General features: G+C 55.5%; 22 protein-coding genes, 1 pseudogene and 1 other annotated feature (1 of these 24 running past the window's edge). Of the genes and pseudogenes, 19 read left to right on the top strand and 4 right to left on the bottom strand.

Features of this window, described 5'->3' with window-relative positions:
• Nucleotides 1-11, top strand: a sequence feature (Thr leader region); it begins 107 nt to the left of the window's first position.
• 24 nt (nt 12-35) lie between these two features.
• From thrA to HP459_RS04600, 4 genes are all read left to right on the top strand, one after another.
• A complete protein-coding gene (gene thrA / locus HP459_RS04615) occupies nt 36-2,498 on the top strand; it encodes a bifunctional aspartate kinase/homoserine dehydrogenase I (protein WP_022646997.1) in 2,463 nt (820 codons plus the stop codon).
• Between the two features lies 1 nt (nt 2,499).
• On the top strand, nt 2,500-3,429 hold the full coding sequence (gene thrB, locus HP459_RS04610; RefSeq protein WP_023299286.1) for a homoserine kinase: 930 nt from the start codon (nt 2,500-2,502) through the stop codon (nt 3,427-3,429).
• Nucleotides 3,430-3,432: 3 nt separating this feature from the next.
• On the top strand, nt 3,433-4,719 hold the full coding sequence (gene thrC / locus HP459_RS04605) for a threonine synthase (protein ID WP_171935973.1): 1,287 nt from the start codon (nt 3,433-3,435) through the stop codon (nt 4,717-4,719).
• Between the two features lie 248 nt (nt 4,720-4,967).
• On the top strand, nt 4,968-5,255 hold the full coding sequence (locus HP459_RS04600) for a DUF2502 domain-containing protein (RefSeq protein WP_022646999.1): 288 nt from the start codon (nt 4,968-4,970) through the stop codon (nt 5,253-5,255).
• A gap of 31 nt (nt 5,256-5,286) precedes the next feature.
• Here the strand turns inward: HP459_RS04600 and yaaA are convergent, their stop codons facing one another.
• Both yaaA and HP459_RS04590 read right to left on the bottom strand, forming a co-directional pair.
• Entirely contained in the window at nt 5,287-6,060 is a 774-nt protein-coding gene (gene yaaA, locus HP459_RS04595) for a peroxide stress protein YaaA (RefSeq protein ID WP_155024484.1), read from the bottom strand.
• A gap of 66 nt (nt 6,061-6,126) precedes the next feature.
• On the bottom strand, nt 6,127-7,560 hold the full coding sequence (locus tag HP459_RS04590) for an amino acid carrier protein (RefSeq protein WP_171935972.1): 1,434 nt from the start codon (nt 7,558-7,560) through the stop codon (nt 6,127-6,129).
• A 262-nt stretch (nt 7,561-7,822) separates the two neighbouring features.
• Between HP459_RS04590 and tal the strand changes: the two genes are divergently transcribed.
• From tal to HP459_RS04575, 3 genes are all read left to right on the top strand, one after another.
• Nucleotides 7,823-8,776, top strand: coding sequence for a transaldolase (gene tal, locus HP459_RS04585; protein ID WP_003856481.1), 954 nt, complete (start codon nt 7,823-7,825; stop codon nt 8,774-8,776).
• A gap of 110 nt (nt 8,777-8,886) precedes the next feature.
• Entirely contained in the window at nt 8,887-9,474 is a 588-nt protein-coding gene (gene mog, locus HP459_RS04580; RefSeq protein WP_003856479.1) for a molybdopterin adenylyltransferase, read from the top strand.
• 122 nt (nt 9,475-9,596) lie between these two features.
• Nucleotides 9,597-10,919, top strand: coding sequence for an MFS transporter (locus tag HP459_RS04575; protein ID WP_023305417.1), 1,323 nt, complete (start codon nt 9,597-9,599; stop codon nt 10,917-10,919).
• On the opposite strand, the gene satP is transcribed toward HP459_RS04575, so the two are convergent.
• Complete coding sequence (satP, locus tag HP459_RS04570) at nt 10,896-11,462, bottom strand: acetate uptake transporter (protein ID WP_022647004.1); 567 nt, start codon at nt 11,460-11,462, stop codon at nt 10,896-10,898. The genes HP459_RS04575 and satP overlap by 24 nt on opposite strands.
• Before the next feature lie 296 nt (nt 11,463-11,758).
• On the opposite strand from satP, the gene dnaK reads away from it, so the two are divergent.
• The 4 genes from dnaK (at nt 11,759) to nhaR (ending at nt 17,212) form a co-directional block, all read left to right on the top strand.
• On the top strand, nt 11,759-13,672 hold the full coding sequence (gene dnaK / locus HP459_RS04565) for a molecular chaperone DnaK (protein WP_006810169.1): 1,914 nt from the start codon (nt 11,759-11,761) through the stop codon (nt 13,670-13,672).
• Nucleotides 13,673-13,759: 87 nt separating this feature from the next.
• Nucleotides 13,760-14,905, top strand: a complete 1,146-nt coding sequence (gene dnaJ / locus HP459_RS04560; RefSeq protein ID WP_008502040.1) for a molecular chaperone DnaJ — start codon at nt 13,760-13,762, stop codon at nt 14,903-14,905.
• A 173-nt stretch (nt 14,906-15,078) separates the two neighbouring features.
• Nucleotides 15,079-16,254: a Na+/H+ antiporter NhaA gene (nhaA, locus tag HP459_RS04555; RefSeq protein ID WP_032625424.1), complete on the top strand. Its 1,176-nt coding sequence runs from the start codon at nt 15,079-15,081 to the stop codon at nt 16,252-16,254.
• Nucleotides 16,255-16,312: 58 nt separating this feature from the next.
• Nucleotides 16,313-17,212: a transcriptional activator NhaR gene (gene nhaR / locus HP459_RS04550; RefSeq protein WP_003856462.1), complete on the top strand. Its 900-nt coding sequence runs from the start codon at nt 16,313-16,315 to the stop codon at nt 17,210-17,212.
• 58 nt (nt 17,213-17,270) lie between these two features.
• Here nhaR and rpsT read toward each other — a convergent pair whose 3' ends face one another.
• Nucleotides 17,271-17,534, bottom strand: coding sequence for a 30S ribosomal protein S20 (rpsT, locus tag HP459_RS04545; RefSeq protein WP_003856458.1), 264 nt, complete (start codon nt 17,532-17,534; stop codon nt 17,271-17,273).
• 326 nt (nt 17,535-17,860) lie between these two features.
• Between rpsT and ribF the strand changes: the two genes are divergently transcribed.
• From ribF to carB, 8 genes and pseudogenes are all read left to right on the top strand, one after another.
• Nucleotides 17,861-18,787: a bifunctional riboflavin kinase/FAD synthetase gene (gene ribF, locus HP459_RS04535; protein WP_023299293.1), complete on the top strand. Its 927-nt coding sequence runs from the start codon at nt 17,861-17,863 to the stop codon at nt 18,785-18,787.
• 45 nt (nt 18,788-18,832) lie between these two features.
• Nucleotides 18,833-21,649: an isoleucine--tRNA ligase gene (gene ileS / locus HP459_RS04530; protein ID WP_171935971.1), complete on the top strand. Its 2,817-nt coding sequence runs from the start codon at nt 18,833-18,835 to the stop codon at nt 21,647-21,649.
• Nucleotides 21,649-22,149, top strand: coding sequence for a signal peptidase II (gene lspA / locus HP459_RS04525; RefSeq protein WP_063148247.1), 501 nt, complete (start codon nt 21,649-21,651; stop codon nt 22,147-22,149). Before ileS ends, lspA begins: the two co-directional genes overlap by 1 nt.
• A gap of 116 nt (nt 22,150-22,265) precedes the next feature.
• On the top strand, nt 22,266-22,715 hold the full coding sequence (gene fkpB, locus HP459_RS04520; protein WP_022647009.1) for an FKBP-type peptidyl-prolyl cis-trans isomerase: 450 nt from the start codon (nt 22,266-22,268) through the stop codon (nt 22,713-22,715).
• A gap of 1 nt (nt 22,716) precedes the next feature.
• Nucleotides 22,717-23,667 (top strand): 4-hydroxy-3-methylbut-2-enyl diphosphate reductase, encoded by a 951-nt coding sequence (gene ispH / locus HP459_RS04515; RefSeq protein ID WP_022647010.1) that lies wholly within the window; start codon nt 22,717-22,719, stop codon nt 23,665-23,667.
• A 205-nt stretch (nt 23,668-23,872) separates the two neighbouring features.
• The gene (dapB, locus tag HP459_RS04510; RefSeq protein WP_022647011.1) at nt 23,873-24,694 is read left to right on the top strand and encodes a 4-hydroxy-tetrahydrodipicolinate reductase; all 822 of its coding nucleotides are present in this window, start codon (nt 23,873-23,875) and stop codon (nt 24,692-24,694) included.
• A 454-nt stretch (nt 24,695-25,148) separates the two neighbouring features.
• Complete coding sequence (gene carA / locus HP459_RS04505) at nt 25,149-26,297, top strand: glutamine-hydrolyzing carbamoyl-phosphate synthase small subunit (protein ID WP_023299297.1); 1,149 nt, start codon at nt 25,149-25,151, stop codon at nt 26,295-26,297.
• A gap of 18 nt (nt 26,298-26,315) precedes the next feature.
• Nucleotides 26,316-26,903 (top strand): annotated as a pseudogene (gene carB / locus HP459_RS04500) (carbamoyl phosphate synthase large subunit); the annotation flags it as partial.

Below are 26,903 nucleotides of genomic sequence, written 5' to 3'. Positions count from 1 at the left end.
GCTTTTTTTTCGGCTAAAGGAAATGAGGTAGAACCATGCGAGTGTTGAAGTTCGGCGGTACATCAGTGGCAAATGCAGAGCGTTTTCTGCGTGTTGCCGATATCCTGGAAAGTAACGCCAGGCAGGGGCAGGTTGCTACCGTGCTCTCTGCCCCGGCAAAAATCACGAACCACCTGGTGGCGATGATTGAAAAAACCATCGGTGGCCAGGATGCACTTCCGAACATCAGCGACGCCGAGCGTATCTTCGCTGAACTGCTTCAGGGGCTGGCAGACGCCCAGCCTGGCTTCCCGCTGGCGCAGCTGAAAACCACCGTTGAACTCGAATTTGCCCAGATTAAACACGTTCTTCACGGTATCAGCCTGCTGGGTCAATGTCCGGACAGCATCAACGCGGCGCTGATTTGCCGGGGTGAAAAACTCTCTATCGCCATCATGGCGGGCGTGCTGGAAGCGCGCGGTCATCACGTGACGGTCATCGATCCGGTTGAAAAACTGCTGGCTGTGGGACACTACCTTGAATCCACCGTCGACATTGCCGAGTCGACACGCCGTATTGCGGCGAGCAAAATCCCGTCTGACCACATGATCCTGATGGCAGGCTTCACCGCCGGTAACGAGAAGGGCGAACTGGTGGTGCTGGGGCGTAACGGCTCTGACTACTCCGCTGCCGTGCTGGCGGCCTGTTTACGTGCAGACTGTTGTGAGATCTGGACTGACGTTGATGGTGTATATACCTGTGACCCGCGCCAGGTGCCGGACGCCAGGCTGTTGAAGTCGATGTCGTACCAGGAAGCGATGGAGCTTTCCTACTTCGGCGCCAAAGTGCTTCACCCACGTACCATCTCCCCGATTGCCCAGTTCCAGATCCCTTGCCTGATTAAAAACACCGGTAATCCGCAGGCGCCGGGTACGCTGATTGGCGCCAGCGCTGATGAAGATGACCTGCCGGTAAAAGGCATTTCGAACCTTAATAACATGGCGATGTTCAGCGTCTCTGGCCCGGGTATGAAAGGTATGGTTGGCATGGCGGCACGCGTGTTTGCGGCCATGTCCCGTAACGGGATCTCCGTGGTGCTGATCACGCAGTCTTCTTCCGAATACAGCATCAGCTTCTGCGTCCCGCAGGGCGATTGCCTGCGCGCCCGTCGCGCGCTGGAAGAAGAGTTCTACCTGGAGCTGAAAGAAGAGCTGCTGGAGCCGCTCTCTATTCAGGAGCGTCTGGCCGTGATCTCCGTGGTAGGCGACGGCATGCGCACCCTGCGCGGAATCTCCGCCAAATTCTTTGCCGCCCTGGCGCGGGCCAATATCAATATCGTGGCGATTGCTCAGGGCTCATCAGAGCGTTCAATTTCCGTTGTCGTGGATAACGATGACGCCACTACCGGCGTGCGCGTGGTGCATCAGATGCTGTTCAACACCGACCAGGTGATTGAGCTGTTCCTGGTGGGCGTCGGCGGCGTCGGCGGCGCGCTGCTGGAGCAGGTAAAGCGCCAGCAGGAGTGGCTTAAGAAGAAACATATCGATTTGCGCGTCTGCGGAATTGCGAACTCGAAAGCGTTGCTGACTAACGTCCACGGTCTGAACCTGGAAAACTGGCAGGCGGAACTGGAAGAGGCGAAAGAGCCGTTCAACCTGGGTCGTCTGATCCGTCTGGTGAAAGAGTATCACCTGCTTAACCCGGTGATCGTCGACTGTACCTCCAGCCAGGCTGTGGCCGATCAGTACGCGGATTTCCTGCGCGAAGGTTTCCATGTGGTGACGCCGAACAAAAAGGCCAACACCTCGTCGATGGATTACTATCACCAGCTGCGTCTGGCGGCGAGCAAGTCGCGCCGCAAGTTTCTGTATGACACCAACGTGGGCGCGGGCCTGCCGGTCATCGAGAACCTGCAAAACCTGCTGAACGCGGGCGACGAACTACAGCGTTTCTCCGGCATCCTCTCCGGCTCCCTGTCGTTTATCTTCGGCAAGCTGGACGAAGGGATGAGCCTGTCGGAAGCCACCCGCGCCGCGCGCGAGCTGGGCTACACCGAGCCGGATCCGCGCGACGACCTCTCCGGTATGGATGTGGCGCGTAAGCTGCTGATCCTGGTGCGCGAAACCGGCCGCGAGCTGGAGCTTTCGGATATCGTGATTGAGCCGGTGCTGCCAGCAGAATTTGATGACAGCGGCGACGTCAGCGCTTTTATGGCCAGGTTGCCGCAGCTTGACGACGCCTTTGCCGCCCGCGTTGCGAAAGCCCGTGATGAAGGTAAGGTATTGCGCTATGTTGGCAATATTGAAGAAGACGGCGTCTGCCGCGTGAAGATTGCCGAAGTGGATGGCAACGATCCGCTGTACAAGGTGAAAAACGGCGAGAACGCCCTGGCGTTCTACAGCCATTATTATCAGCCACTGCCGCTGGTACTTCGCGGCTATGGCGCAGGGAATGATGTGACGGCGGCGGGCGTGTTTGCCGATCTGCTGCGTACCCTGTCATGGAAGTTAGGAGTTTAAGATGGTTAAAGTATATGCCCCGGCTTCCAGCGCCAATATGAGCGTCGGATTTGACGTGCTGGGCGCGGCGGTTACGCCGGTGGATGGTTCGCTGCTGGGCGATACGGTAACGGTTGAGGCGGCAGAGCGCTTCAGCCTGAATAACGTCGGCCGTTTTGCCAGCAAGCTGCCGCCTGAACCGCGTGAGAATATCGTTTATCAGTGCTGGGAACGCTTCTGTCAGGAGATCGGTAAAAACGTGCCGGTCGCCATGACGCTGGAAAAGAGCATGCCGATTGGTTCGGGACTCGGCTCCAGCGCCTGCTCGGTGGTCGCCGCGCTGGTGGCGATGAATGAGCACTGCGGCAAGCCGCTGAACAACAGCCGCCTGCTGGCGCTGATGGGCGAGCTGGAAGGGCGCATCTCCGGCAGCATTCATTATGATAACGTGGCGCCGTGCTTCCTTGGCGGCATGCAGCTGATGATTGAAGAAAATGGCATCATCAGCCAGCAGGTGCCAGGGTTTGATGAGTGGCTGTGGGTGCTGGCCTATCCGGGCATTAAGGTTTCTACCGCCGAAGCGCGTGCGATCCTGCCGGCGCAGTATCGTCGTCAGGACTGTATCGCCCACGGGCGTCATCTGGCGGGCTTTATTCATGCCTGCTACACCCGACAGCCGCAGCTGGCGGCGAAACTGATGAAAGACGTTATTGCCGAGCCGTATCGCACGAAGCTGCTGCCGGGCTTTAACGAAGCGCGACAGGCATCCATGGATATCGGCGCACAGGCGTGCGGCATCTCCGGCTCCGGCCCAACGCTGTTCGCCTTATGCGACAAGCCAGACACCGCGCAGCGCGTGGCGGACTGGCTCTCTAAACACTACCTGCAAAATCAGGAAGGCTTTGTTCATATTTGCCGTCTGGACACGGCTGGCGCACGAGTACTGGGATAACGAATGAAACTCTACAACCTTAAAGATCATAACGAGCAGGTCAGCTTTGCGCAGGCGGTAACGCAGGGTTTGGGCAAAAATCAGGGGCTGTTCTTCCCCCACGACCTGCCGGAATTTCAACTGACTGAAATCGATGAACTGCTTAAGCAGGACTTTGTCACCCGCAGCACCAAAATTCTGTCTGCGTTTATTGGCGACGAAATCCCGCAGGAGCTGCTCGAAGAGCGCGTGCGCGCGGCGTTTGCTTTCCCGGCCCCGGTGAAGCAGGTGGAGCCTGACGTTGGCTGTCTGGAGCTGTTCCACGGCCCGACGCTGGCGTTCAAAGATTTCGGCGGTCGCTTTATGGCGCAGATGCTGACCCACATCAGCGGCGACAAACCGGTGACCATCCTGACCGCGACCTCAGGTGATACCGGTGCGGCGGTGGCTCATGCGTTCTACGGCCTGAAAAACGTCCGCGTGGTGATCCTCTATCCGAAAGGCAAAATCAGCCCGCTTCAGGAAAAACTGTTCTGCACTCTTGGGGGCAACATTGAAACCGTGGCGATCGACGGCGATTTCGATGCCTGCCAGGCGCTGGTGAAGCAGGCCTTTGATGACGAAGAGCTGAAGGCGGCGCTGGGGCTGAACTCTGCCAACTCCATCAACATCAGCCGTCTGCTGGCGCAGATCTGCTACTACTTCGAAGCGGTGGCCCAGCTGCCGCAGGACGCGCGCAATCAGCTGGTAGTTTCTGTGCCAAGCGGGAACTTCGGCGATCTGACGGCGGGCCTGCTGGCGAAATCACTCGGCCTGCCGGTGAAGCGCTTTATCGCCGCTACCAACGCCAACGACACCGTGCCGCGTTTCCTGAAGGACGGAAAATGGGCGCCGAACGCGACGCAGGCCACGCTCTCCAATGCGATGGATGTGTCACAGCCTAACAACTGGCCGCGTGTGGAAGAGCTGTTCCGCCGTAAGGTCTGGCGTCTGGGCGACCTGGGCTACGCAGCGGTGACGGACGAAACCACGAAAGCCACCATGCGCGAGCTGAAAGCGGTGGGCTATACCTCTGAGCCGCACGCGGCGATTGCCTATCGTGCCCTGCGCGATCAGCTTCAACCGGGTGAGTATGGCCTGTTCCTCGGTACCGCCCATCCGGCCAAGTTCAAAGAGAGCGTGGAAGCGATCCTGGGTGAAACGCTGCCGCTGCCAAAAGAGCTGGCCGAGCGCGCCGACCTGCCGTTGCTGTCCCATGAGCTGCCCGCAGACTTTGCCGCACTGCGTAAGCTGATGATGATCCGAGCGTGAGTTTATTGCCCGGTGGCGGCTACGCCTTACCGGGCCTGGAACATTTCAGAAAGTAGGCCGGGTAAGGCGAAGCCGCCACCCGGCTTTTTTATGGAGAAAATAAGGAGAAAAACAGCAGGAAAAAAGCGGAAATTCCCAATAAATGCGGTCACTTAGGGTTTAGGATTGCAGAGAATAACATCCACCGTTCCCATCACGTACTCTCCTTACATCGGCCCACGTTGGGCAAGAAGAATAAGGAGTCACCTATGTCTACACTGAAACCTGCACTTATCGCTCTTTCACTGATGCTGGTCGCTCCCATGGCGGTGCAGGCAGCTGAGATCACCCTCGTCCCTGCGGTAAAACTGCAAATTGGCGATCGGGATAATAACGGACACTACTGGGATGGCGGCCGCTGGCGCGACCATGACTGGTGGAAAGCGCACTATGACTGGCGCGATAACCACTGGCGTCCGCACGATGAACATCGCGATCGTCACGATCATCACCGTCATGACGATCATCGCCCGGGGCCGGACCGGAAGCACCATTAACACAAACCCCGCCAGCTGGCGGGGTTGTCTTTTATTGCTCGTGACGCTTAAACACCAGCTCGTTTTTTCCTGACGATGCCTCGTCGAAGAAATACCCTTCACTGTTAAAGCCAGTGAGCTGCTCTGGCTTCGTCAGGCGGTTTTGAATGATGAAACGGCTCATCAGACCGCGCGCTTTTTTGGCGTAGAAGCTGATCACTTTAAATTTGCCGTTTTTCTCGTCGAGGAACACCGGCTTGATAATGTCCGCATCCAGCTTTTTCGGCTTCACCGATTTGAAGTACTCATCGGAGGCCAGGTTGATCACCACGTTGTCCCCCTGGGCTTGTAGCACCGCGTTAAGCTTATCGGTAATGACATCGCCCCAGAACTGGTACAAATCTTTGCCTTTGGCGTTTTCCAGGCGGATACCCATCTCCAGACGATATGGCTGCATCAGATCCAGCGGGCGCAGCACCCCGTACAGGCCGGATAACATGCGCAGATGCTGCTGGGCAAAATCGAAATCGGCTTCGCTAAACGTTTCTGCTTGCAGGCCAGTGTAGACGTCACCTTTGAAGGCCAACAGCGCCTGGCGGGCGTTGGCGGGCGTGAAGTCAGGCTGCCACTCATGAAAACGGGTGGCGTTCAGGTCGGCGAGTTTATCACTGATGCTCATCAGCGAAGCGATTTGCGGAGCCGAAAGCTTACGCGCCTCGTGGATCAGTTGTTGCGAGTAGTCCAGCAATTCCGGCTGGGTATAACGCTCAGTGGCGAGCGGGCTCTGGTAGTCGAGCGTTTTGGCAGGTGAAATCAGAATCAGCATATCCAGTCCTTGCAGGAAATTTAGAGCGACTTTAACAAAAAATCGCCCTGAATTGATCGATAGCTGTTATTGCCGCGGCAAATCATCCCAGGTGCCAGGAGCAATTTGTGATTCGATTTCGGGATAGCGTGAGGCGTCAAAGACGGGCTGTACGCCGAGCTTGCGCTGACGCAGATAATCGCGCGCGATCAGCGCCACAACCGGTGAAAGAAGCAAAATTGCCGTCAAATTGGTGATGGCCATCAGCGCCATAATGACATCCGCCAGTTGCCAGATCATCGGCATGCTGAGCAGGCAACCGACAAATACCATCGCCAGCACACCCGCGCGAAGGATGTTGCGGGCCAGACGCGAGTCAACTTTCAGGAAAATAAGGTTGTTCTCGGCATAGATATAGTTCACCACAATAGAACTGAAGGCAAAAAGCCCCACGACAAGGGCGACAAGGCCTGCGCCCCAACCGCCGACGAGGGAGACCAGCGCCTGTTGTACCCAGTGAATGCCTGCTGTACTGCCGGATGGATGTTCAACGGCGCCGGACAGCAACATTATCATCGCACTGGCGGAGCAGATAACAATGGTGTCTGTGAAGACGCCAATCATCTGTACAATGCCCTGCGCGGCGGGATGCGGGGGCCAGGATGCGGCCGCTGCGGCGGCATTCGGCGTGGAGCCCATTCCCGCTTCGTTGGAGAACATGCCTCGCTGAAAACCCGCAGTGAGAGCCTGGCTAAGGGTGTAACCCAGCGCGCCGGAAGCCGCTTCGCGCCAGCCGAACGCGCTTTGGAAAATGGTGACGATGACGTTCGGCACTTCGTCGATATGTATCGCGCATACCAACAGGCTGGTTGACACCCACAGCAGCGCCATCAGCGGAACCAGCCACTGCATCAGGCGGGAAACCCCTCTCAGCCCGGTCACAATGGTCAGCAGGGTGAGAAGGGCAAGCGCGCTGCCCGTCAGCCACTCCGGACAATTGAAGGCAAAGCGCAGCGCGTGGGCGACGGAATTAGCCTGAACGGTATTGAAAATAAGACCATAGGCCATCAGTAAAAAGATTGAGAACAGGACGCCCATCCAGCGCATTCCCAGTCCGCGAGCCATATACCAGGCGGGGCCGCCGCGAAATTGACCGTTGCCGTCTTTTTCTTTGTAGAGCTGCGCAAGCGAGCATTCAGCAAAGGAGGTGGCCATACCGATAATCGCCGTCACCCACATCCAGAATACCGCGCCCGGACCGCCCGCGCCGATTGCCAGCGCGACACCGGCCAGGTTACCGCTGCCGACGCGCGCGGCCAGGCTGGTACAGAGCGCCTGAAACGAGGTCAGGCCGCCCGGCTGTGGTGTGACGCTGTTTTTCAGACTTCTGCCAAATTTGCGAATATAGCGAAACTGAATCAGTCCGCTGCGCCACGTAAACCAGATACCTGCTCCTGAAAGCAGGTATATCATGATAGAACCCCAGAGGACTTCGTTAATAAAGAAAAAGAAATCAGGCACTAACGTCCCTCTTGTTGATGCCAACGTGAATATGTAAGCGCTACCACTGATTGTGCATGCTGTTACTTAGCAGCCTGTTAATATTCTGAGTTTATCATACTCTGCCTAAGCGCACTGTCTGCGGTTGCGCTGCCTCTCACTCGTGTTATCATCAGGGCAGACCGGTTACATCCCCCTAACAAGTAAACCTGTCATTTTTCCGCTGCTGGCAGGCTGTCGGTAGTGTGAATTATCCAGGGAACGTTAAAAGAGAAACACTATCATGACGGATAAATTGACCTCCCTTCGTCAGTTCACCACTGTCGTCGCTGACACCGGAGATATTGCGGCAATGAAGCTGTACCAGCCGCAGGATGCTACAACCAACCCTTCTCTGATCCTTAACGCCGCGCAGATCCCTGAGTATCGCAAACTGATCGACGAGGCGGTGACCTGGGCAAAAGCACAGAGCAATGACCGCGCGCAGCAGGTTGTGGATGCGACTGACAAACTGGCAGTAAACATCGGTCTGGAAATCCTGAAGCTCGTTCCTGGCCGTATCTCTACTGAAGTTGATGCTCGCCTGTCCTACGACACCGAAGCGTCTATTGCCAAAGCAAAACGCCTGATCAAACTGTACAACGATGCGGGCATCAGCAACGACCGAATCCTGATCAAACTGGCCTCTACCTGGCAGGGCATTCGCGCCGCTGAACAGCTCGAAAAAGAAGGGATCAACTGTAACCTGACTCTGCTGTTCTCCTTCGCACAGGCGCGTGCATGTGCCGAAGCTGGCGTATACCTGATTTCTCCGTTTGTGGGCCGTATTCTGGACTGGTACAAAGCCAACACCGACAAGAAAGAGTATGCGGCGTCTGAAGATCCAGGCGTGATTTCCGTGACGGAAATCTACGAATACTACAAACAGCACGGCTATGAGACCGTTGTTATGGGCGCAAGCTTCCGTAACGTCGGTGAAATCATTGAGTTGGCTGGCTGTGACCGCCTGACCATCGCCCCTGCGCTGCTGAAAGAGCTGGCAGAAAGCGAAGGTGCTATCGAGCGTAAACTGTCCTACACCGGTGAAGTGAAAGCGCGCCCAGAGCGCATCACCGAGTCCGAGTTCCTGTGGCAGCACAACCAGGATCCAATGGCCGTAGATAAACTGGCAGACGGTATCCGTAAGTTTGCTATCGACCAGGAAAAACTGGAAAAAATGATCGGCGACCTGCTGTAATCATTCTGCGTGACCGGGTTCCCGGTCACGCCTCTTTCCCCCGCCTCTGTCTGAATTTTCTCTCTGCGTGTATCATTCCCTTTAATCAGTACTTTTTGAATGGAATGGATATGAATACCTTACGCATCGGCTTAGTGTCGATTTCTGACCGCGCCTCCAGCGGTGTTTATCAGGATAAAGGCATCCCTGCTCTGGAAGCGTGGCTGGGCAGCGCGCTCACTACCCCGTTTGAGATCCAGACTCGCCTGATCCCGGACGAGCAGCCGATCATCGAGCAGACCCTGTGTGAGCTGGTGGATGAGATGAGCTGCCACCTTGTGCTGACGACGGGCGGAACCGGCCCCGCGCGCCGCGATGTAACGCCGGACGCGACGCTGGCTATCGCCGATCGTGAAATGCCGGGCTTCGGTGAACAGATGCGTCAGATCAGTCTACACTTTGTCCCGACGGCCATTCTTTCCCGTCAGGTCGGGGTGATCCGCAAACAGGCGCTGATCCTGAACCTGCCGGGGCAGCCGAAGTCGATAAAAGAAACGCTGGAAGGAGTAAAAGCCGAAGACGGGAGCGTTATCGTCCACGGTATCTTTGCAAGTGTACCGTATTGTATACAACTGCTTGACGGTCCGTACGTGGAAACTGACGGCAACGTGGTAGCAGCATTTCGCCCTAAAAGCGCTCGCCGCGAAACAATCTCCTGAAAATGCTTTAAATGTGACATTAGCGCCAGCCGCAGTAGCGTGTAAATGGATTTACGATATAGTAATTTTTTCTTTACGATTACTGTAAAAAATAATCCACAACACATGCACAATGGTTCGCTATGTCACATAACACCCGACCTCTGAATCGACAGGACTACAAAACCCTCACGCTCGCTGCTCTGGGCGGCGCGCTGGAGTTTTACGACTTCATCATCTTTGTCTTCTTCGCCGCCGTCGTGGGGGCGCTGTTTTTCCCGGCGGATATTCCTGAATGGCTGCGTCAGGTGCAAACCTTCGGCATTTTCGCTGCCGGGTATCTGGCGCGTCCGCTGGGCGGCATTGTTATGGCGCACTTTGGCGATCTGGTTGGGCGCAAGAAGATGTTTACCCTCAGCATCCTGCTGATGGCCGTGCCGACGCTGGCGATTGGCCTTTTGCCTACCTATGAGTCGATGGGCATTATCGCCCCGTTATTGCTGCTACTGATGCGTATTCTCCAGGGCGCGGCCATCGGCGGGGAAGTGCCGGGCGCGTGGGTGTTTGTCGCTGAGCACGTCCCGGTGCGCCGCATCGGCATTGCGTGCGGAACCCTGACCGCAGGGCTGACGATTGGGATCCTGCTTGGCTCCGTGGTTGCAACCATCATCAATACCAGCATGACGCAACAGGCCGTTCACGACTGGGGCTGGCGTATCCCGTTCCTGCTGGGCGGGGCGTTTGGGCTGGTGGCAATGTACCTGCGACGTTGGTTGCAGGAGACGCCAGTATTTCTGGAAATGCAGCAGCGGAAGGCGCTGGCGCAAGAATTGCCGGTAAAAACCGTAGTAGTGCGGCATAAAAAAGCGGTAGTCGTGTCGATGCTTCTGACCTGGCTGCTGTCTGCGGGTATCGTGGTGGTCATTTTGATGTCGCCGGTCTGGCTGCAAAAACAGTACGGTTTTGCGCCTGCTGTGACGTTACAGGCGAACAGTATCGCGACAATTATGCTCTGCTTTGGCTGTCTGGCCGCGGGACTGGCGGCGGATCGTTTCGGTGCCAGCGTGACCTTTATTGTCGGCAGCCTGCTGCTGGCCGCGTCGAGCTGGGCATTCTACCATCTTGCGGGCAGCCATCCTGAACAGTTGTTCCTGCTGTACGGCATCGTCGGGCTGTGCGTGGGCGTCGTTGGCGCCGTACCGTACGTAATGGTCCGCGCCTTCCCGCCGGAGGTACGCTTCACCGGCATCTCTTTCTCTTATAACGTCTCGTATGCCATTTTCGGTGGGCTGACCCCGATTGTGGTCACGGTGTTGATGGGGCTGTCACCCCTTGCACCTGCATGGTACGTGCTGGCGTTATCGCTGATGGGGCTGGTATTGGGGATGTGGCTTCGCCAGTCAGAGGGATGTCGTGCCCGCGACGCGGGCACGACAGAGGGATCAGTGTTTTTCACCAATCGGTAATACGGTGCGGCCGAACTGCTCGTTCAGCACTTCACCCATTGCCAGGTAGATAGCGCTTGCGCCGCACACCAGACCGACCCAGCCGGCAACGTGAACGATGCCTTCGTTATCCGCCAGGTGACCCGCGGCAAGCAGAGCGAACAGCACGGTCAGGCTCAGGAAGACGAATTGCAGCGCGCGGTTCGCCTTCAGGGTGCCGAAGAACATGAACAGGGTGAACACGCCCCACAGTCCCAGGTACACGCCCAGGAAATGGGCGTTTGAAGCATCTGCCAGGCCCATTTTAGGCATCAGCAGAATGGCGACCAGCGTCAGCCAGAACGAACCGTAAGAGGTAAAGGCGGTTAAGCCGAAGGTATTGCCTTTCTTATATTCCAGCAGGCCCGCGAAAATTTGCGCGATACCGCCGTAAAAAATGCCCATCGCCAGGATTACGCCGTCCATCGGGAACATCCCGATGTTGTGCAGGTTCAGCAGAATGGTGGTCATGCCAAAACCCATCAGGCCCAGCGGAGCCGGATTAGCCAACTTAGTGTTGCCCATAAGTCCTCAAAAAAATCATCATTAATATGGTGAAATGGTTAAACCCGCGCCAGTTCTCCCTGACGGGGCGCGGCATCATAATGGGCGGCATCGGCGCCGTCTATGATCTCATCGGGGTGAAATTAAAAAATTTTTTATCCTTCCCCCTTGATGGATGCCGTTGTGACCCCATCTTGTAAGCAACCGCAGTGTGTGGACCTGAAAAAAATCAAATCTGGGCAGTTGAAAAAGCACGTTCTGCCCTTATTACAGGTACACAACCACATGTTGACTGAATTTTTAGTGGAGACGTTTAGATGGGTAAAATTATTGGTATCGACCTGGGTACTACCAACTCTTGTGTAGCGATTATGGATGGCACTACTGCACGTGTGCTGGAGAACGCCGAGGGCGATCGCACCACGCCTTCTATCATTGCTTATACCCAGGATGGTGAAACTCTGGTTGGTCAGCCGGCTAAACGTCAGGCAGTGACAAACCCGCAAAACACCCTGTTTGCGATCAAACGCCTGATTGGCCGCCGCTTCCAGGACGAAGAAGTTCAGCGTGACGTTTCCATCATGCCTTACAAAATCATCGCAGCCGATAACGGCGATGCATGGCTTGATGTGAAAGGCACCAAAACTGCACCTCCGCAGATCTCTGCTGAAGTGCTGAAGAAAATGAAGAAAACCGCAGAAGATTACCTGGGTGAACCGGTAACTGAAGCTGTTATCACCGTACCTGCTTACTTCAACGATGCTCAGCGTCAGGCAACCAAAGATGCTGGCCGTATCGCAGGTCTGGAAGTAAAACGTATCATCAACGAACCAACCGCAGCTGCGCTGGCTTACGGTCTGGATAAAGAAGTTGGTAACCGTACTATCGCGGTTTACGACCTGGGTGGTGGTACCTTCGATATCTCTATTATCGAAATCGACGACGTTGACGGCGAAAAAACCTTCGAAGTTCTGGCAACCAATGGTGATACCCACCTGGGTGGTGAAGACTTCGATACCCGTCTGATCAACTACCTCGTTGACGAGTTTAAGAAAGATCAGGGCATTGACCTGCGTAACGACCCGCTGGCCATGCAGCGCCTGAAAGAAGCGGCTGAGAAAGCGAAGATCGAACTGTCTTCCGCTCAGCAGACCGATGTGAACCTGCCGTACATCACCGCAGACGCGACCGGTCCAAAACACATGAACATCAAAGTGACCCGTGCGAAACTGGAAAGCCTGGTAGAAGACCTGGTGAACCGTTCTATCGAGCCACTGAAAGTTGCATTGCAGGACGCTGGCCTGTCCGTGTCTGATATTCAGGACGTTATCCTGGTAGGTGGTCAGACTCGTATGCCAATGGTTCAGAAGAAAGTTGCTGAATTCTTTGGTAAAGAGCCACGTAAAGACGTGAACCCGGACGAAGCGGTTGCTATCGGTGCTGCGGTTCAGGGTGGTGTTCTGACGGGTGAAGTGAAAGACGTACTGCTGCTGGATGTTACTCCGCTGTCACTGGGTATCGAAACCATGGGTGGCGTGATGACTCCGCTCATCAACAAAAACACTACTATCCCGACGAAACACAGCCAGGTGTTCTCTACCGCTGAAGACAACCAGTCTGCGGTAACCATCCATGTGATTCAGGGTGAGCGTAAGCGTGCGGCGGATAACAAATCTCTGGGTCAGTTCAACCTGGACGGTATTAACCCGGCACCACGCGGCATGCCACAGATCGAAGTCACCTTCGACATCGATGCTGACGGTATCCTGCACGTGTCTGCGAAAGACAAAAACAGCGGTAAAGAGCAGAAGATCACCATCAAGGCATCTTCTGGCCTGAACGAAGCGGAAATCGAAAAAATGGTTCGTGATGCCGAAGCTAACGCGGAATCCGACCGTAAGTTCGAAGAGCTGGTTCAGACCCGTAACCAGGGTGACCATCTGCTGCACAGCACCCGTAAGCAGGTTGAAGAAGCGGGCGATAAACTGCCAGCGGAAGACAAAACTGCGATCGAAACTGCACTGAGCGCGCTGGAAACGTCTCTGAAAGGCGAAGACAAAGCGGACATTGAAGCGAAGATGCAGGAGCTGGCACAGGTTTCTCAGAAGCTGATGGAAATCGCTCAGCAGCAGCACGCACAGCAGCAGGCGGGCGCTGATGCTTCTCAGAACAACGCGAAAGACGACGATGTTGTCGACGCTGAGTTCGAAGAAGTGAAAGATAAAAAATAATCGCCCTGATGCAGGGTAATTAATCGGCACGGGCGTAGGAGTATTCTCCACGCCCGTGCTCGCATGTTAAGGGGCTTAAAAAAACCAATGGCAAAGCAAGACTATTACGAGATTTTAGGCGTTCCGAAAACTGCGGAAGAGCGTGAAATCAAAAAGGCATATAAGCGCCTGGCCATGAAATTCCACCCTGACCGTAATCAGGGTGACAAAGAGGCTGAAGCCAAATTTAAAGAGATTAAAGAAGCCTACGAAGTCCTGACCGATGCACAAAAACGTGCGGCTTATGACCAGTATGGTCACGCGGCCTTTGAACAGGGCGGCATGGGCGGCGGTGGATTTGGTGGCGGCGGCTTCGGCGGCGGCGCTGATTTCAGCGACATCTTTGGCGATGTATTTGGCGATATCTTCGGCGGCGGTCGTGGTCGTCAGCGCGCGGCGCGCGGCGCAGATCTGCGCTATAACATGGACCTGACGCTGGAAGAAGCGGTTCGTGGCGTAACCAAAGAGATCCGTATCCCGACGCTGGAAGAGTGTGACGTTTGCCACGGCAGCGGCGCGAAAGCGGGGACTCAGCCACAGACCTGTCCAACCTGTCACGGTTCCGGTCAGGTGCAGATGCGCCAGGGCTTCTTCGCGGTGCAGCAGGCCTGTCCGCATTGTCATGGTCGCGGTACGCTGATTAAAGATCCGTGCACCAAATGCCACGGTCACGGTCGCGTGGAGAAAACCAAAACGCTGTCCGTTAAGATCCCGGCAGGCGTGGATACGGGCGACCGCATCCGTCTGGCAGGTGAGGGGGAAGCGGGCGAGCATGGCGCGCCAGCAGGCGATCTGTACGTTCAGGTTCAGGTGAAGCAGCACGCCATCTTCGAGCGTGAAGGTAACAACCTGTACTGTGAAGTGCCGATCAACTTTGCGATGGCGGCGCTGGGCGGCGAAATCGAAGTGCCGACCCTGGACGGTCGCGTTAACCTGAAAATCCCTGGCGAAACCCAGACCGGGAAGCTGTTCCGCATGCGCGGCAAAGGCGTTAAATCCGTTCGCGGTGGCGCGCAGGGTGACCTGTTATGCCGCGTGGTCGTTGAAACGCCGGTCGGCCTGAACGACAAGCAGAAACAGCTGCTGAAAGAGCTTCAGGAGAGTTTTGGTGGCCCGACGGGTGAGAAAAACAGCCCGCGCTCCAAAAGCTTCTTCGATGGCGTCAAAAAATTCTTCGACGATTTAACCCGCTAACCTGCCAGCTGGTTACTATCCTTTAAAGCCCGGAAGCGATTCCGGGCTTTTTGCTTTATAGCGTTATTCCTCGGTTAAACTGAATCTATAACCAATATTAATCTGTTTTTACCGATCTGTTTGCGCTGATATTATGGTTTTACCGAGGTATTGTTGTAAAAGAGAGTTTAAACGTGAAATTACTACACCGTTTCTTTAGCAGTGAGGCATCCGGCGGCGTCATCCTGATTATTGCTGCTGCAGCCGCCATGCTGCTCGCCAATATGGGCATGACGCGCGATCTCTATCACGCATTTCTGGAAACCCCCGTCGAGCTGAAGGTCGGGGCGCTGGAAATTAACAAGAACATGCTGCTGTGGATCAACGATGCGCTGATGGCGGTGTTCTTCCTGCTGGTAGGCCTGGAGGTCAAACGTGAGCTGGTGATCGGTTCTCTTGCCAGCCGTCAGCGCGCGGCGTTTCCGGTGATCGCGGCGATTGGCGGGATGATCGTTCCCGCGTTGCTCTTTCTCGCGTTTGCGTGGCAGGATCCGGTTGCGCGTGACGGCTGGGCGATCCCGGCCGCAACGGATATCGCGTTTGCGCTCGGGGTCTTAGCCTTGCTCGGTAGCCGCGTCCCGGTAGCACTGAAAATTTTCCTGATGGCGCTGGCGATTATCGATGACCTGGGCGCTATCGTGATTATCGCGCTGTTCTACACCAGCGATCTGTCGGTTCTGTCGCTGAGCGTGGCGGCCGTGGCTATTGCGGTGCTGGCGTTGCTGAACGTCTTCAACGTCCGACGCACGGGTATTTATATTCTGGTGGGGATGGTGCTGTGGACGGCGGTGCTGAAGTCTGGCGTGCATGCCACGCTGGCGGGCGTCATCGTTGGCTTCTTTATTCCGCTGAAGGAGCAGGACGGCAAATCGCCTGCCAGACAGCTGGAGCATGTGCTTCATCCGTGGGTGGGCTTTATGATCCTGCCGCTGTTTGCATTTGCCAACGCGGGTGTTTCCCTGGCCGGTGTTACCCTGGACGGACTCACCTCTGTGCTGCCGCTGGGTATCATCGCTGGTTTGTTTATCGGTAAGCCGCTGGGTATCAGCCTGTTCTGCTGGCTGGCGCTGAAGCTGAAGCTGGCGTCATTGCCAAATGGAACCACCTTTAGTCAGATTATGGCCATCGGCGTGCTGTGCGGTATTGGATTCACCATGTCGATCTTTATCTCGACGCTGGCGTTTGGCACCAGCGCGCCTGAGCTTATCGTCTGGGCGAAACTCGGCATTCTTATCGGGTCGTTACTGGCCGCGGTTATTGGTTATACCTTGTTGAAGGTGAAGTTGTCCGGACAGGCTGTCCAGGCATAACAGGAAACCGGGAGAAGGGAAGCCTTCTCCCGATAAACTATCAGGGAGTGAAAACGTGATGTCTCATTTGAACTATAACCATCTCTATTACTTCTGGCATGTCTACAAGCAGGGCTCGGTCGTGGGAGCGGCAGAGGCGCTCTACCTGACACCACAAACTATTACCGGGCAAATCAAAGCCCTGGAAGAGCGCTTACAGGGCAAGCTTTTTAAGCGGAAAGGACGTGGCATTGAGCCGAGCGAGCTGGGCGAACTGGTGTTCCGCTATGCGGACAAGATGTTCACCCTGAGCCAGGAGATGCTGGATATCGTTAACTATCGCAAAGAGTCGAACCTGCTCTTTGACGTGGGCGTGGCGGATGCGTTGTCCAAACGGCTGGTAAGCGGTGTGCTGGATGCGGCGGTGGTGGAAGATGAACAGATTCATTTACGCTGCTTTGAGTCCACTCACGAGATGCTGCTGGAACAGCTGAGCCAGCATAAGCTGGATATGATTATCTCGGACTGCCCAATCGACTCCACGCAGCAGGAAGGCTTGTTCTCGGTGAAAATTGGCGAATGCGGCGTCAGTTTCTGGTGCATTAATCCGCCGCCGGAAAAACCGTTTCCTGCTTGCCTGGAAGAGCGCCGCCTGCTGGTGCCGGGTAGGCGGTCTATGCTCGGACGTAAGCTGCTGAACTGGTTTAACTCGCAGGGGCTGAACGTGGAGATCCTCGGTGAGTTCGACGATGCGGCTTTGATGAAGGCTTTTGGCGAGGCGCACAACGCTATCTTCGTTGCCCCGACGCTGTACGCGCACGATCTCTATTCAGACGACAAGATTACCGAGATTGGCAGGGTGGATAACGTGATGGAAGAGTATCACGCCATATTCGCCGAAAGGATGATTCAGCACCCGGCGGTGCAGCGAATCTGCAACCGCGACTACTCGGCGCTGTTTACGCCGCCGGCAATCTGAAGACATAAAAAAACCCGCGTTAAGCGGGTTCTTTCAAACAAGCAACAACAAGTAGCGATTAAGCCAGTTTGTTGATCTGCGCGGTCAGGTTTGCTTTATGACGCGCTGCTTTGTTTTTGTGGATCAGACCTTTAGCAGCCTGACGATCCACGATTGGTTGCATTTCGTTAAATGCGTTCTGCGCTGCAGCTTTGTCGCCTGCTTCGATTGCTGCGTATACTTTCTTGATGAAAGTACGCATCATAGAGCGACGGCTTGCGTTGTGCTTACGAGCCTTTTCAGACTGAACGGCACGTTTCTTAGCTGATTTGATATTAGCCAAGTCCAACTCCCAAATATGTTCTATGTGGACAATTCAAAGGCCGAGGAATATGCCCTCTTTGCCTTCTTTTGTCAATGGATTTGTGCAAATAAGCGCCGTTAATGAGCGACGCTACGTTACGTAGTGATGGCGCAGGATTCTACCAGCTTGTCTTTCGTGAATACAGCCTTTCGGGATAAAAATCGCAGTTCTCGGGCAGATTTTTTTGCTGTGAAAGGTCAGCCTGATGAAATCATACGGCTTTCTGTTTCGCGTGAACAATCGCCGGTTAACCTTAACCGCCGTACAAGGTATACTTTGGCGATTTTCACTGTTTTGAGCCAGTCATGAAGCTGATACGCGGCATACATAATCTCAGTCAAGCCCCGCACGGGTGCGTGCTGACCATTGGTAATTTTGACGGCGTGCATCGTGGGCATCAGGCGCTGTTGCAGGGATTGCGTAAAGAAGGGGAGGCGCGTGGCCTGCCCGTTGTGGTGATGATTTTCGAACCGCAGCCGCTGGAGCTGTTTGCCGGCGAGAAATCCCCCGCGCGGCTGACGCGTCTGCGTGAGAAGTTACGCTACCTGGCGGAGTCCGGCGTGGACTACGTCCTGTGCGTACGCTTCGACCGTCGGTTTGCCGCGCTGACCGCACAAAACTTTGTCAGCGATCTGTTGGTCAGGCAGCTTGGCGTGCAGTTTCTCGCCGTGGGCGATGATTTCCGCTTTGGCGCTGGTCGTCAGGGCGATTTCTTGTTATTACAGAAGGCTGGCCTGGAGTACGGGTTTGACGTCACCAGTACGATGACCTTCTGTGAGGGCGGGGTGCGCGTCAGCAGCACGGCGGTACGTCAGGCTCTGGCGAACGATGAACTGGACACGGCAGAAACGCTGCTGGGTCATCCGTTCACAATTTCAGGTCGTGTGGTCCATGGCGATGCGCTGGGCCGCACGATAGGTTTTCCGACGGCGAATATACCGCTGCGTCGTCAGGTCTCCCCGGTTAAAGGGGTCTATGCGGTGGAAGTGGCAGGACTGGGTGAGAAGCCTTTCTACGGTGTTGCCAACATTGGTACACGTCCAACGGTTTCCGGTGTGCGTCAACAGTTAGAAGTACACCTGCTGGACGTTGTAATGGACCTCTACGGTCGCCATATAGATGTGATACTGCGTAAAAAAATACGCAATGAACAGCGATTCGCTTCGCTGGATGAACTTAAGGCGCAAATCGCGCGAGATGAATTAACGGCCCGCGAGTTTTTTGGGCTTTAGAACCGGCTTAACTGCCTACGTGATAAATACGGAACCGAGAATCTGATGAGTGACTATAAATCAACCCTGAATTTGCCGGAAACAGGGTTCCCGATGCGCGGCGATCTCGCCAAGCGCGAACCGGGAATGCTGGCGCGTTGGACTGATGATGACCTGTACGGCATCATTCGTGCAGCCAAAAAAGGCAAAAAAACCTTCATTCTGCATGATGGCCCTCCCTATGCGAATGGCAGCATTCATATTGGTCACTCTGTAAACAAGATTCTGAAAGACATTATCGTGAAGTCCAAAGGACTCGCGGGATATGACTCGCCTTATGTTCCGGGCTGGGACTGCCATGGTCTGCCAATCGAGCTGAAAGTGGAGCAAGAGTACGGTAAGCCAGGTGAGAAGTTCACCGCCGCAGAGTTCCGCGCGAAATGCCGCGAATACGCTGCCACCCAGGTTGACGGTCAGCGCGCTGACTTCATCCGTCTGGGCGTGCTGGGCGACTGGTCGCACCCGTACCTGACCATGGACTTCAAAACCGAAGCCAACATTATCCGTGCGCTGGGTAAAATCATCGGCAACGGTCACCTGCATAAAGGCGCTAAGCCGGTGCACTGGTGCGTGGACTGCCGTTCTGCGCTGGCAGAAGCGGAAGTAGAGTATTATGACAAAACCTCGCCTTCTATCGACGTGGCGTTCGAAGCGGTCGATCAGGATGCGATCAAAGCTAAATTTGGCCTGCCAGGCGTAAGCGGTCCAGTCTCGCTGGTTATCTGGACCACCACCCCGTGGACGTTACCAGCCAACCGTGCCATTTCCCTGTCCGGTGAGTTTGAGTACGCGCTGGTACAAATTGATGGTCGCGCGGTTATCCTGGCAAAAGATCTGGTTGAAAGCGTGCTTAAACGCGCGAACATCACTGATTACAGCGTGCTGGGTACCGTAAAAGGCGACGCGCTGGAGCTGATGCGCTTCAAACACCCGTTCCTGGACTTCGACGTTCCGGCGATCCTGGGCGACCACGTCACGCTGGACGCCGGTACCGGTGCGGTGCATACCGCCGGCGGCCACGGTCCTGACGACTACAACATCAGCCTGAAATACGGTCTGGAAATCGCCAACCCGGTCGGTCCGGATGGCTCTTACCTGCCTGGCACCTACCCGGCGCTGGACGGTATCAACGTCTTTAAAGCCAACGACATCATCGTTGACATGCTTCGCACCAGCGGCGCGCTGCTGCACGTTGAGAAAATGCAGCACAGCTATCCGTGCTGCTGGCGCCATAAGACCCCGATTATCTTCCGTGCGACCCCGCAGTGGTTCGTCAGCATGGACCAGAAAGGCCTGCGCGAGCAGTCTCTGAAAGAGATCAAAGGCGTGCAGTGGATCCCGGACTGGGGCCAGGCGCGTATCGAATCCATGGTGGCTAACCGTCCTGACTGGTGTATCTCCCGTCAGCGCACATGGGGCGTGCCGATGTCGCTGTTCGTGCATAAAGAGACGCAGGAACTGCACCCGAACACCCTGGAACTGATGGAAGAGGTGGCGAAGCGCGTTGAAGTTGACGGCATTCAGGCGTGGTGGGATCTCGATTCCCGTGACATCCTGGGCGCTGACGCGGACAACTACGAGAAAGTGCCGGATACCCTGGACGTGTGGTTCGACTCCGGGTCTACCCACTCCTCCGTGGTTGACGTGCGCCCTGAGTTCGCCGGTCACGCTGCCGACATGTATCTGGAAGGCTCCGACCAACACCGCGGCTGGTTCATGTCATCCCTGATGATCTCCACCGCCATGAAGGGCAAAGCACCTTACCGCCAGGTACTGACCCACGGCTTCACCGTGGATGGTCAGGGCCGTAAGATGTCCAAATCCATCGGTAACACCGTTTCTCCGCAGGACGTGATGAACAAGCTGGGCGCGGATATTCTACGCCTGTGGGTGGCATCCACCGACTACACGGGCGAAATGGCGGTGTCTGACGAGATCCTGAAACGTGCTGCTGACAGCTATCGTCGTATCCGTAACACTGCGCGCTTCCTGCTGGCGAACCTGAACGGGTTTGATCCGGTAAAAGACATGGTGAGGCCGGAAGAGATGGTGGTGCTCGATCGCTGGGCGGTAGGCTGCGCGAAAGCGGCACAGGAAGATATTCTGAAAGCCTATGAGTCTTACGACTTCCACGAAGTGGTGCAGCGCCTTATGCGCTTCTGCTCCATTGAGATGGGGTCGTTCTATCTCGACATCATCAAAGACCGCCAGTACACCGCGAAAGCGGACAGCGTGGCGCGTCGTAGCTGCCAGACCGCGCTGTTCCACATCGCAGAGGCGCTGGTACGCTGGATGGCGCCGATCATGTCCTTCACCGCAGATGAAATCTGGGGTTACCTGCCGGGCGACCGTGAGAAGTATGTCTTCACCGGCGAGTGGTACGAAGGTCTGTTCGACCTCTCCAGCACTGAAGCAATGAACGACGCCTACTGGGACGAGCTGCTGAAAGTACGTGGCGAAGTGAACAAGGTTATCGAGCAGGCGCGCGCTGACAAGAAAGTCGGTGGCTCTCTGGAAGCGACGGTGACCCTGTACGCAGAGCCTGAGCTGGCCGCGAAGCTGACCGCGCTGGGCGATGAATTACGATTTGTCCTGTTGACCTCCGGTGCGAAAGTTGCGGATTATGCCGAGGCATCTGCTGATGCTCAGCAGAGCGAACTGCTCAAAGGACTGAAGGTCGCACTGAGCAAAGCCGATGGTGAAAAATGCCCGCGTTGCTGGCATTACACTACCGATGTCGGCCAGGTGGCGGAACACGCAGACATCTGCGGACGCTGTGTAAGCAACGTCGCCGGCGACGGCGAAAAACGTAAGTTTGCCTGATGAGTAAAACTCTCTGTTCAACAGGACTGCGCTGGCTGTGGCTGGTGGTAGTGGTGCTGATTATTGATTTGGGCAGCAAGTTCCTGATCCTCCAGAATTTCGCTCTGGGGGATACGGTCCCGCTGTTCCCGTCGCTTAACCTGCACTACGCCCGCAACTACGGCGCGGCGTTTAGTTTCCTTGCCGACAGCGGTGGCTGGCAGCGTTGGTTCTTCGCAGGTATCGCAATGGGTATCTGCGTCGTGCTCGCGGTGCTGATGTACCGCTCGAAGGCCACGCAAAAGCTGAATAACATCGCCTACGCGCTGATCATTGGTGGCGCACTGGGTAACCTGTTTGACCGCCTGTGGCACGGCTTTGTAGTCGATATGATCGACTTCTACGTCGGCGACTGGCACTTTGCGACCTTTAACCTCGCCGATAGCGCAATATGCGTTGGTGCAGCGTTAATCGTGCTGGAAGGCTTCTTGCCTAAACCGGCCGCGAAAGAGCAGGCGTAACAAAACCAGCCGGGTGACGCGTAGCGATCCCGGCCTACAGAATTTGTGGCCCCCGTAGGCCCGGTAAGCGTAGCGCCACCGGGCAACAGGTGACCCAAAACAAGCGAGCAATTTGCATGTCTAAATCCGTACAGAGCAACAGCGCGGTTCTCGTTCATTTCACGCTGAAGCTGGATGACGGCTCCACGGCCGAGTCCACCCGCAACAATGGCAAACCGGCGCTGTTTCGTCTGGGCGACACCTCCCTGTCTGAAGGCCTCGAACAACAGCTTCTCGGGCTGAAAGAGGGTGAGAAAAAAGCGTTCTCACTGGAGCCGGATGCGGCATTCGGTGTGCCAAGCCCGGATCTGATTCAGTACTTCTCGCGCCGTGAGTTTATGGATGCGGGTGAACCGGAGATCGGGGCGATTATGCTCTTTACCGCTATGGACGGCAGCGAAATGCCTGGCGTGATCCGCGAAATCAACGGGGATTCCATCACCGTTGACTTCAACCATCCGCTTGCCGGGCGTACCGTTCATTTTGATGTAGAAGTGCTGGAGATCGATCCGGCGCTGGAGGACTGAAATGCAGATCCTGTTGGCTAACCCGCGCGGTTTTTGCGCTGGTGTAGACCGCGCTATCAGCATTGTTGAAAATGCGCTGGAGATTTACGGCGCGCCGATTTACGTGCGTCACGAAGTGGTGCACAACCGCTACGTGGTCGACAGCCTGCGCGAGCGCGGTGCGATTTTTATCGAGCAGATCAGCGAAGTGCCGGACGGCGCAATCCTCATCTTCTCCGCGCACGGCGTATCCCAGGCCGTACGTAACGAAGCCAAAAGCCGCGATCTGACCGTATTCGATGCCACCTGTCCGTTAGTGACCAAGGTGCATATGGAAGTGGCGCGTGCAAGCCGTCGTGGTGAAGAGTCGATTCTGATTGGCCATGCCGGTCACCCGGAAGTTGAAGGCACCATGGGTCAGTACAGCAACCCGGAAGGGGGCATGTATCTGGTTGAGTCGCCGGAAGACGTTTTTACGCTGAATGTGAAAAACGAAGCGCGTCTGTCGTTTATGACCCAGACGACGCTTTCCGTGGACGACACCTCAGACGTGATTGACGCCCTGCGCCAGCGCTTCCCAAAAATCGTCGGGCCGCGCAAAGATGATATCTGCTACGCAACCACCAACCGTCAGGAAGCCGTGCGCGCGTTGGCTGAACAGGCGGACGTGGTGCTGGTGGTCGGTTCAAAAAACTCCTCTAACTCTAACCGTCTGGCCGAACTGGCGCAGCGTATGGGGAAAGCGGCGTTTCTGATCGACGACGCAACGGACATTCAGGAAGCGTGGGTGAAAAACGCGGCCTGCGTCGGTGTTACCGCAGGTGCTTCAGCGCCGGATATTCTGGTGCAAAACGTCATTGCCCGCCTGCAAGAGCTGGGTGGTGGCGAAGCGGTGCCGCTGGAAGGCCGTGAAGAGAACATTGTCTTTGAAGTGCCGAAAGAGCTGCGAATCGACGCCCGCGAAGTGGAATAATTTCTTTTCTGATGAAAGGCCAGCACCTTCTGTGCTGGCCTTTTTTTTGCTTCGTATCTTATCGTGACGACAAAATCATGTCTTTTACTGATATCTGAGTCGGTTTCACGTTAAATTCTAATTATTGGTGTTTTCAGTTGGCAGCCTTAGCGAAGGCTGGTTAATCTGAAAACGGTTTACATCATTTTAACGTAAGAGAATAACTATGCATGATGCACAGATCCGTGTCGCCATTGCGGGCGCGGGTGGACGTATGGGTCGCCAGCTGATTCAGGCGGCACTACAGATGGATGGCGTGGCACTTGGCGCGGCGCTGGAGCGTGAAGGTTCATCCCTGCTGGGCTCCGATGCAGGCGAGCTGGCAGGCGCGGGCAAGACAGGCGTTACCGTGCAGAGCAACCTGGAGGCGGTGAAAGAAGACTTTGACGTGTTCATCGACTTTACCCGTCCGGAAGGCACTTTGACTCACCTGGCGTTTTGCCGCCAGCACGGTAAAGGGATGGTGATTGGCACCACCGGTTTCGATGATGCCGGTAAACAGGCCATTCAGGAAGCAGCCGCCGACATTGCAATTGTCTTCGCCGCGAACTTTAGCGTAGGCGTTAACGTTATGCTGAAACTGCTGGAAAAGGCAGCGAAGGTGATGGGCGACTATACCGACATTGAGATTATTGAAGCGCACCACCGCCATAAAGTCGATGCCCCATCTGGCACGGCGCTGGCGATGGGCGAAGCGATTGCTTATGCAATGGATAAAGATTTGAAAGACATCGCGGTCTATTCTCGCGAAGGTCACACTGGCGAGCGCGTGCCTGGCACCATTGGTTTTGCCACCGTTCGCGCGGGTGATATCGTCGGCGAACATACCGCTATGTTCGCCGATATTGGTGAAAGGGTCGAAATCACACATAAAGCATCCAGCCGCATGACGTTTGCAAACGGGGCGGTACGCTCTGCACTGTGGCTAAAAGGTAAGCCAAATGGTCTTTTTGATATGCGAGATGTGCTCGAACTCAACAATTTGTAAGTGTTATTACCCATCGTGATGTGGTTATTGCAGTCGTAACTGTTTGATTGCATAGGGCAATATTTTATTGCCCTTTTATTTTATCTATTTCAAAGGATTATTGCATTTAAATCATTTAAAGTAAGTGTTTTCATGCTATTTTATGTTGCTGTACTGTAAATTTTGACCATCTGGTCCACTTTTTATTCCCGCAAGACGATTGTTTCTTTTAAACTGCCTGCGCAAGCGGTTTCCACAGTGATTTAGTTGATCTTTTTGCCGCTTAATTTGAAATCAAGCCATCAGGCCTGCAAAAGAATAAACAAAATCCCCGTTTTAAGTTGACTTTTACATGGCAAATCCCCAGAATGCCGCCGTTTGCCAAAAATCCGCTGGCAACACATTTGCATTGATCCATGACATGGTTATGAATTAATATGCAAATAAAGTGAGTGAATATTCTCTGGAGGGTGTTTTGATTAAGTCAGCGCTATTGGTTCTGGAAGACGGAACCCAGTTTATCGGTCGGGCCATAGGGGCAACGGGTTCGGCGGTTGGGGAAGTCGTTTTCAATACTTCAATGACCGGTTATCAAGAAATCCTCACTGATCCTTCCTATTCTCGCCAAATCGTTACTCTTACTTATCCTCATATCGGCAATGTCGGCACCAATGCGGCTGACGAAGAATCCTCTCAGGTACATGCACAAGGCCTGGTCATTCGCGACCTGCCGCTGATTGCCAGCAACTTCCGCAACACCGAAGACCTCTCTTCTTACCTGAAGCGCCATAACATTGTGGCGATTGCCGATATTGATACCCGTAAGCTGACGCGTCTGCTGCGCGAGAAGGGTGCACAAAATGGCTGCATCATCGCAGGGGACAACCTCGATGCGGCGCTGGCGCTGGAAAAAGCGAAAGCCTTCCCGGGCCTGAACGGGATGGACCTGGCGAAAGAAGTGACTACCACAGAAGCCTACAGCTGGACGCAGGGAAGCTGGACGCTGGAAGGCGACCTGCCGGAAGCGAAACCGGAAAGCGAGCTGCCGTTCCACGTGGTGGCCTACGATTTTGGTGCCAAGCGCAACATCCTGCGTATGCTGGTTGACCGTGGCTGCCGCCTGACGGTCGTCCCGGCACAAACGTCTGCGGAAGATGTTCTGAAGATGAACCCGGACGGCATCTTCCTCTCTAACGGTCCTGGCGACCCGGCGCCGTGCGACTACGCTATCGACGCCATTAAGTCCTTCCTTGAAACCGATATCCCGGTATTCGGCATCTGTCTCGGCCATCAGCTGCTGGCGCTGGCGAGCGGAGCGAACACCGTCAAGATGAAGTTCGGCCACCATGGTGGTAACCACCCGGTGAAAGATATCGACAACAACACGGTAATGATCACCGCGCAGAACCACGGCTTCGCTGTGGATGAAGCGACGATGCCAGCTAACCTGCGCGTGACGCATAAGTCACTGTTCGATGGTACCTTGCAGGGTATCCATCGCACCGATAAGCCTGCGTTCAGCTTCCAGGGCCACCCTGAAGCCAGCCCGGGCCCACACGATGCCGCGCCGCTGTTCGATCACTTCATCGAACTTATCGAGCAATACCGTAAGACTGCTAAATAATCAGGAGCTGAGAAGACCATGCCAAAACGTACAGACATAAAAAGCATCCTGATCCTTGGCGCTGGCCCGATCGTGATCGGCCAGGCCTGCGAATTTGACTACTCCGGTGCGCAGGCGTGTAAAGCCCTGCGTGAAGAGGGTTACCGCGTCATCCTGGTAAACTCAAACCCGGCCACTATCATGACCGACCCGGAAATGGCAGATGCGACCTACATTGAGCCGATTCACTGGGAAGTGGTACGCAAAATTATCGAGAAAGAGCGTCCGGATGCGGTGCTGCCGACCATGGGTGGCCAGACGGCGCTGAACTGTGCACTGGAGCTGGAGCGTCAGGGCGTGCTGGAAGAGTTCGGCGTGACCATGATTGGTGCAACCGCCGACGCGATTGATAAAGCAGAAGACCGTCGTCGCTTCGACGTGGCAATGAAAAAAATTGGCCTCGACACCGCGCGTTCCGGTATCGCACACAACATGGAAGAAGCGCTGGCCGTCGCGGCTGACGTGGGCTATCCGTGCATCATCCGTCCATCATTCACCATGGGCGGCACCGGCGGCGGTATCGCCTACAACCGCGAAGAGTTCGAAGAGATTTGCGAACGCGGTCTG

It is taken from the genome of Enterobacter sp. CM29, assembly GCF_013179605.1.
Lineage (GTDB): Bacteria > Pseudomonadota > Gammaproteobacteria > Enterobacterales > Enterobacteriaceae > Enterobacter > Enterobacter intestinihominis.
This window is presented reverse-complemented; position numbering and strand designations above follow the sequence as displayed.

Coding starts and splice junctions, on each gene's coding strand:
- yaaA (WP_155024484.1), bottom strand. CDS start 6,060: ATGCTGATTCTGATTTCACCTGCCAAAACGCTCGACTACCAGAGCCCG.
- thrC (WP_171935973.1), top strand. CDS start 3,433: ATGAAACTCTACAACCTTAAAGATCATAACGAGCAGGTCAGCTTTGCG.
- lspA (WP_063148247.1), top strand. CDS start 21,649: ATGAGTAAAACTCTCTGTTCAACAGGACTGCGCTGGCTGTGGCTGGTG.
- HP459_RS04600 (WP_022646999.1), top strand. CDS start 4,968: ATGTCTACACTGAAACCTGCACTTATCGCTCTTTCACTGATGCTGGTC.
- dnaJ (WP_008502040.1), top strand. CDS start 13,760: ATGGCAAAGCAAGACTATTACGAGATTTTAGGCGTTCCGAAAACTGCG.
- ribF (WP_023299293.1), top strand. CDS start 17,861: ATGAAGCTGATACGCGGCATACATAATCTCAGTCAAGCCCCGCACGGG.
- tal (WP_003856481.1), top strand. CDS start 7,823: ATGACGGATAAATTGACCTCCCTTCGTCAGTTCACCACTGTCGTCGCT.
- dapB (WP_022647011.1), top strand. CDS start 23,873: ATGCATGATGCACAGATCCGTGTCGCCATTGCGGGCGCGGGTGGACGT.
- fkpB (WP_022647009.1), top strand. CDS start 22,266: ATGTCTAAATCCGTACAGAGCAACAGCGCGGTTCTCGTTCATTTCACG.
- thrA (WP_022646997.1), top strand. CDS start 36: ATGCGAGTGTTGAAGTTCGGCGGTACATCAGTGGCAAATGCAGAGCGT.
- mog (WP_003856479.1), top strand. CDS start 8,887: ATGAATACCTTACGCATCGGCTTAGTGTCGATTTCTGACCGCGCCTCC.
- ileS (WP_171935971.1), top strand. CDS start 18,833: ATGAGTGACTATAAATCAACCCTGAATTTGCCGGAAACAGGGTTCCCG.
- nhaR (WP_003856462.1), top strand. CDS start 16,313: ATGTCTCATTTGAACTATAACCATCTCTATTACTTCTGGCATGTCTAC.
- HP459_RS04575 (WP_023305417.1), top strand. CDS start 9,597: ATGTCACATAACACCCGACCTCTGAATCGACAGGACTACAAAACCCTC.
- thrB (WP_023299286.1), top strand. CDS start 2,500: ATGGTTAAAGTATATGCCCCGGCTTCCAGCGCCAATATGAGCGTCGGA.
- dnaK (WP_006810169.1), top strand. CDS start 11,759: ATGGGTAAAATTATTGGTATCGACCTGGGTACTACCAACTCTTGTGTA.
- ispH (WP_022647010.1), top strand. CDS start 22,717: ATGCAGATCCTGTTGGCTAACCCGCGCGGTTTTTGCGCTGGTGTAGAC.
- satP (WP_022647004.1), bottom strand. CDS start 11,462: ATGGGCAACACTAAGTTGGCTAATCCGGCTCCGCTGGGCCTGATGGGT.